The organism is Sporomusa malonica, from assembly GCF_900176355.1.
Lineage (GTDB): Bacteria > Bacillota > Negativicutes > Sporomusales > Sporomusaceae > Sporomusa > Sporomusa malonica.
The window spans coordinates 212,035-218,186 of record NZ_FWXI01000007.1 but is presented as its reverse complement, the minus strand read 5'-3'; the positions used below and the strand labels follow the sequence as shown (position 1 = coordinate 218,186).

The window sequence follows — 6,152 nt, the reverse complement described above, 5'->3', positions numbered from 1 at the left end:
TGATGTCCGCAGCACTTGCTGCAATTCTTCGATGGACTGAGGCGACACTGATTGAACCACGTGGCTTCCTCCTTCAAAAAGAATTTCTATCACTTATACTAGCTGCGAATTCATCAACCTGACATGCATTTACGACCAAACGCCGAAATTAACTGACGAACCCTTTGAATCTGTCAACAAAAAATTGCCCGGCTACTCGCAACCCAAATAAAAAAAGCGCCTCGCGGCGCTTTTCACTCACATTTCATGATATCGATCAAGTCGTTTTACATCTAAAATAATAATCTGTTGATCACTAAACTCAATAACTTTATCCTTCTTCATAGAACTTAATACACGACTGACTGTCTCACGGGTTGTTCCTATTAAGTTGGCTAAATCCTGGCGGGTCATATCAACATCAATCTGAACACCACCGGGGACTGGCCGGCCATACTGATGTGATAACCTGGTAAGGATTTGTGCTGTACGCGAAAAAGTATCTGATAAGGCCAGGGTTTTTATCTTCATTTGGGCATGTATCAGCTTTTTACTCATCACCCGGATAATGTGAAGAGCGATACGTGAATTTTCGGCCACCACGTTTTCCAAGTCACTATTTTTTATAATACCAATAACCGAGTCTTCTAAGGCGACCGAAGTGGCTGGATAAGGGCCGCGATTAAAGAGCAATACTTCGGCAAATACCTCTCCAGTCCCTAAGATGTTGATAATGTGCTCTCTACCATCTTGCGCCATCTTAACGATTTTCACTTTGCCACTTTTAACATAATGAAAGCCTTCACCTGGTTCTCCTTCCATAAAGATAATCATATTCTTTTTATAGCGGCGTTCAAGTGTAACATTGCTGATGGCTGCCAAATCAGCCGGAGCCAACTCCTCAAAAATCGGCAAGTGTTTTAGATATTCAAATTCCAACATATAACCCTCTCCTCTCGTGTCAAAAGAACCGTCCCCCCTGACATAACCCCCAAGCAGTTTATTATATATGTAAAAGCCCAGCTCGTAAAAGCTGGACTAATTCCCTCCGTATAAACCTTATGGAACCCGCTATTCGCCAGGGCTGATGGCGCCTACCGGACACACGGCCGCACATGCGCCACAGTCAATACATAGGCCAGGATCAATGTCGTATTGGGTATTGCCTTCAGAAATAGCATCAACTGGGCAGACCGACGCACATGCGCCGCACTTAATACACTCAGAATTAATCTTATATGCCATTGTTTAATCCCCTCCTTTATTTGTTGCGCCGCCTGACACAGACGGACTTACTCTAAATATACCTCGAAAGAGCCAGCGCGTCTGTGACGAAAGTCATAGAATTCAATCAATCCCATGTGTAGTATCTGCAGCTTTTGCGGCTTTTAAGATGCTAACATTAAGGAAATTGTTGCTTGTCACGATAATAATTAAGTATGTTTATGAGATAAAGTAGACTTAGCTTCAGGTGGGGTTTTAACCCCAGCTGAAGGTTAGTCGCCCTTATCCAGGGACTTAGCCGCTCTTAACTCCCACTTTTAGAAGATGGGAGTCTTAGAGCGGGTTAGTCATCGGATTAATTCGAAGGAGAAACCGTTATGCACAACTTCTATCGGTTATTAACAGCCCTCTTCTTAGCGACAGCATTATCAGCCTCGGTCAATGCCGCCTCCATCATCAACGGGGAGTATACCGCCTTTGCACCAGGTTCTGACGATGACGTCAAAGTTACCACCTATGTCGACAGCCGTCATGAGCGACTAACCGATTATGCCAACGGCTATTCGGTACTTGTCCCGCACGGCCTTACTGTAAACGCCTCACTATCACCAATCGTCACTGTGCTGTCCAATGATAATCTGAGAATAGAAATCTTTTATGATAGTTTTGCAGGTACACCGGCCACTGCCAACGACTATATAAGCTATAGTAACAAGTTTATTAATAATCGCAAAGATCATTCTCTATTGCTTGACGAAACATACCGCCAAAACGGCTTTACCATCCACCTCTTGAACTGGACTCGCCGCCCGCTGCAGCGGCTGCCTAATGACAAAAACCATTACTCTAGCATCGAGCTAATAAAAAATCAGAATGAGGTATATTCCATCTTTATCAAGTCAACCCAGCCAATTGACAATGCCAGAGAAATTGCTGCCAGCTTTACTTTAACCGAGCGTCAGGGCGCACCTCGCTTTAATCTGCCTATGAACCAGCCACATACTCCCCTTAATGCCGAAACACGTGCTTTCTATGACAAATTTTTCGGTGTTACCAGCCCGCTCCGCTGGGGTATCTTTGAACCGGGTGCACCCCAAACTTTCGAAAAGCTTGATCTTCTGGAAAGCCAGCTTAGCTACACTTTTCCCATTTTGGTGCGCTATCAATCGTTTGACGAAAACCTGCCTATCCGTGCCCTGGAGTCGGCTTATGAGCATGGCCGCACTGTCGAACTGACATTGCAAACCAGCTACAATTTCACCGATAACTCTGGGGCTATTTACGACATCCTAGACGGCAAGTATGACGATTATTTTAACCTATATGCGCAGCAGTTAAAGACTTTCGGCCACCCAGTTATCTTTCGTCTGAACAATGAAATGAACGGCGACTGGTGCTGGTATTCATCCTCCAATTATAGCAAGGATGCTGAGCTGTATAAGGCCATGTGGCGGCATATCCGCGCTATTTTTGATAATAACGATGTTGATAATGTGCTCTGGGTATGGAACCCGCATGATTTGTCTTTCCCAAACTTTAAATGGAATCACTATCTGATGTATTATCCAGGCGACGAGTATGTGGATATTATTGGTTTGACAGGATATAATACAGGTACTTATTTCCCCGGAGAAAAGTGGCGCGAGTTTGACCACATTTACCCTGATATCTATGCCGAATATGACCGGCACTTTGCCAAGCCATTTATGATTACAGAGTTCGGCTCTAATTCAGTCGGTGGCGACAAAGCTGCCTGGATGAACAGGATGTTTACACAAATTGGCCAGTTCTCTAAAATTAAAGCCGCCATTTGGTGGAACGGCATCGACTATGATTCTTCCGGCAGACCTGGCCGTATTTATGTCTTGGACGAGTCTGAGGAAACAATAGCCGCGTTCCGTCAGGGGCTGAAGAAGTTCAGCCGGGATTAACGGTTACGTCCGGCGCCGGTATCGTTTAATTGACCACATAATGAATTTGCGGGCTTCTACCCGGCTGACAGGTTTTTGACTTTCCATGTCACTAATTGCGTTGTACAATACCGAATGCAGGTCCTGGCCGTGTTCGGCAGCAGCACAGCCTACCGTTATGCTAAGAGGCAATTCAGGATGAAGCAAGTTATGAAGGTCAACATAGTATCTAATGTCTTTTTTACTGTCTTCAAGACTTGATGCCACGCCATTAGGTATCAGCACCGCAAACTTGTCACCCTCCAAACGGGCTGCTGTTTGTGCTGAGCCAATGGCTGACTTAATGCTCTCAGCCGCAGCCTTAATAATCACGTCACCGGTATTTTTCCCCAGAAAATCATTGATGACTTTCATACCGTCAATGCTGCACGCAATTATGCCGATATCTGCCTTTCCTGCGGCAGCAGCTAACACCTTTTCAAACCCAGCCTGCGTGTACAAACCTGTTAATTCATCCTGGATGGGTTGTGCACCGATCAGCTCTGTTTCGGGCACAGGCGCTGAAAGTACTTTATCAGGCATTGTTACTCGTATTTCACCAGGTATCTCATTTGTTATGGCGGCAGGCACTGAGTCTGCTGCCATTTTAATTGCCTTATAGGCCGTTGTCGCGGCTGCTGCCAACGCTCTATCAACGGCAACTGGCGGTTTATTAAATTTTGGACTGTCTGTCTCCGGTTCGGCGGCAGTGGTACCGGGGGACCGCCAGAGCACATAGACAATAAGCAGCAGGGGTATTACCCCCAGCAGGTACACCAGCCCCAGCCAGGCAAGCCACCGGTTGGTAGGCACCGGTTCATTTCCTGCAGGAACAAGTCTGGCAGTCATCGTTTCAATTGATTTTTTGGCGATAACCCCACAAACAACCCCTGTAATCTCACCATTGACGGTAACAGGTACAGCCACCACCGTCACGTCTTCTCCCTGCTGCCAATCTGTCCCTGGTAGTTCACCAATGTATTGCTGCCCAGCGGCAGCCGCGATAAAATATGCACGATCACCAATGTAACTAGTGGAAAGCTCATTAGTATTCACTTGGGTTTCCCCATCTATTCCTGTATATTCCAGTGAGAGGAAACCCGTCTTAGCAGCAAGCAACGAACGGAACTCAGTTGCCAAGACCTCCTGATTACCTGCTTGAACACTTTGTAATCCAGCAATTCCTCTGAGATAAGCAGCCTGGCCGTCAAGCCAGGCTGCTGCTGCTGCAGTCCTAAGCTTTGCAAGCTCCTGGGTCTGCGCTTGCCTCGCACTCGCAGTATACTGGCGTTCAACATAAACAACCTCGGCAATGAAAATTATTGGCAGTAATACTGCAGCTATTACCAGATAATTTATATACTTACAGGCTAACCCCAATTTTTGCATACCATTCTCCCCGCCAAAAACACTACCTATTCTATAGCCTAACATCTGAATGCCGTTTAGTCATCTTCAGAATATATTCGCGACTGGCCTTACCGTGAAGGGACTTATCGCGATACATCTGACTATCGGCCTGTTTAAAAATTTCTATTACTTCTACCGGCTCAGCGCTAGCCGCCCAACCGATGGACATTCCAATCGGAATATCCGGCAAGCTGGCATTGTGCCTCTCAAGCTCGTGCTTTAGCTTAAGCCCAGCTTTTTCGATTGTTTGAGCTTCATTACCGGTAATGATAATACCGAACTCATCGCCGCCAATCCGAGCCGCCACCGCGCTATCCGGCACTGCACATTTAATAATTGTAGCTGCTGCAACAATAAATTTGTCACCAGCATTATGGCCCCAAGTATCATTCACCATTTTGAGGCCATCTAAATCACAGATAATGATGCCTGCAGGATATAGACTTTCAGTCTCAATCCGTTGTATTTCTTTCTCAAAGTAAGCGCGGTTATAAAGGCTGGTAAGCGGGTCATGAAAGCTCAAATATTCTAAGTGGAGTTTAAGTCTGGTATTATCAATCGCCGAAGATGTTTGCATCGCAAATATTTCAAGCATTTGAATCTGCTCAGGTGTTATCTCTTTATCATGATTGATTTCGATAACGGCAGTAATATTACCGCAGGAGTTAAGCGGCATAACCAAATGACTGCGGTCTGGGGAAAGCTCATATCGTTTTGCCTTTATTACGCCATTAATCAGCTGGCCTTCAAATGCCTCCAGTTCCATTACTACCAGTTTCTCGTCCTCCAAACTGGCTTTTTGGAGTTTATTCTCAGCGAAAATATAAAGAACACCTTTCTGAAAACCGAAGCCTAGTGGTGAACACAACGTTGTCAAATAATTCGCCAACACGTCATAATAATTACCCGCATCGTGGATAGCTTTAGTTACATAGTGGAGCATGACAAATTGGTCAAGCTGCCGCCCTAATAGCTCCTGAAATTGCCGGAGATTTTCATTTAAGATTATATTTTCAATGGTAGCTGCCGTTTGCCGGACATATAAATCTAAGAGCTGTAGATCCTCAAAAAAGATGCCGCTTGCTTTTTCAGCCAGCAAAAGCGCTCTAACCACACCCGCTTTTCTCACTATCGGCACAGCCGCCTTCAAGTTATCAGGCGATGTGGCTGAAGCCTTGGTGGTAATTGCCTGCGCTATATAGCCGTCTCCAACCGCGACAGTCGTCTGAGTGAGTTTGCAGTCTTCAAGCGTCAATTTTGTCGTAAACTGTTCATTATCATCAGGCAGCAAAAGTGCGACATGATCATAGTTAAAACCGCAGTCGCTCAAGTTGTGTAAGTAAGTTTCCCATAGTTCCTGCGTTGTCTGACAGTCTTGAATATTACTTGTCAAATAATGCAGCATCAGGTAATTGTTATTTACCTCAGCTATACTTTGTTGCGTGCGTTTAAGTTGATTATTCTCAGCCTCGAGCAGTGCTAGTTTGGCAGTCAGTTCCTCTATATGCATATTGGTTTGTTGTTGTTCGTCCATCTGCCCGCCTCTTTTTGTAAGATGTTCAAAGTACTATATGACACAAGCAGTGAAAT

General features: G+C 45.3%; 5 protein-coding genes. 1 reads left to right on the top strand and 4 read right to left on the bottom strand.

The genetic code is table 11. The features are described 5' to 3' along the window. Positions 1-237 precede the first annotated feature (237 nt). Both B9A22_RS10645 and B9A22_RS10640 read right to left on the bottom strand, forming a co-directional pair. Positions 238-921 carry a Crp/Fnr family transcriptional regulator gene (locus B9A22_RS10645; protein WP_084575715.1) on the bottom strand — a complete coding sequence of 228 codons (684 nt, stop codon included), beginning with the start codon at positions 919-921 and terminating at the stop codon, positions 238-240. Positions 922-1,050: 129 nt separating this feature from the next. Continuing rightward, positions 1,051-1,224, bottom strand: coding sequence for a DUF362 domain-containing protein (locus B9A22_RS10640; protein WP_084575714.1), 174 nt, complete (start codon positions 1,222-1,224; stop codon positions 1,051-1,053). Between the two features lie 356 nt (positions 1,225-1,580). On the opposite strand from B9A22_RS10640, the gene B9A22_RS10635 reads away from it, so the two are divergent. Then, positions 1,581-3,134: a glycoside hydrolase family 26 protein gene (locus tag B9A22_RS10635; protein ID WP_084575713.1), complete on the top strand. Its 1,554-nt coding sequence runs from the start codon at positions 1,581-1,583 to the stop codon at positions 3,132-3,134. Positions 3,135-3,137: 3 nt separating this feature from the next. On the opposite strand, the gene B9A22_RS10630 is transcribed toward B9A22_RS10635, so the two are convergent. Next, positions 3,138-4,541, bottom strand: a complete 1,404-nt coding sequence (locus B9A22_RS10630) for a GGDEF domain-containing protein (RefSeq protein ID WP_176215484.1) — start codon at positions 4,539-4,541, stop codon at positions 3,138-3,140. Positions 4,542-4,572: 31 nt separating this feature from the next. Then, positions 4,573-6,096, bottom strand: a complete 1,524-nt coding sequence (locus B9A22_RS10625; protein ID WP_084575711.1) for a sensor domain-containing diguanylate cyclase — start codon at positions 6,094-6,096, stop codon at positions 4,573-4,575. Positions 6,097-6,152: the final 56 nt, after the last annotated feature.

Excerpts from the sequence above, each read along its gene's own strand:
- B9A22_RS10630 (WP_176215484.1), bottom strand. The coding sequence starts at position 4,541 with ATGCAAAAATTGGGGTTAGCCTGTAAGTATATAAATTATCTGGTAATA.
- B9A22_RS10645 (WP_084575715.1), bottom strand. The coding sequence starts at position 921 with ATGTTGGAATTTGAATATCTAAAACACTTGCCGATTTTTGAGGAGTTG.
- B9A22_RS10635 (WP_084575713.1), top strand. The coding sequence starts at position 1,581 with ATGCACAACTTCTATCGGTTATTAACAGCCCTCTTCTTAGCGACAGCA.
- B9A22_RS10640 (WP_084575714.1), bottom strand. The coding sequence starts at position 1,224 with ATGGCATATAAGATTAATTCTGAGTGTATTAAGTGCGGCGCATGTGCG.
- B9A22_RS10625 (WP_084575711.1), bottom strand. The coding sequence starts at position 6,096 with ATGGACGAACAACAACAAACCAATATGCATATAGAGGAACTGACTGCC.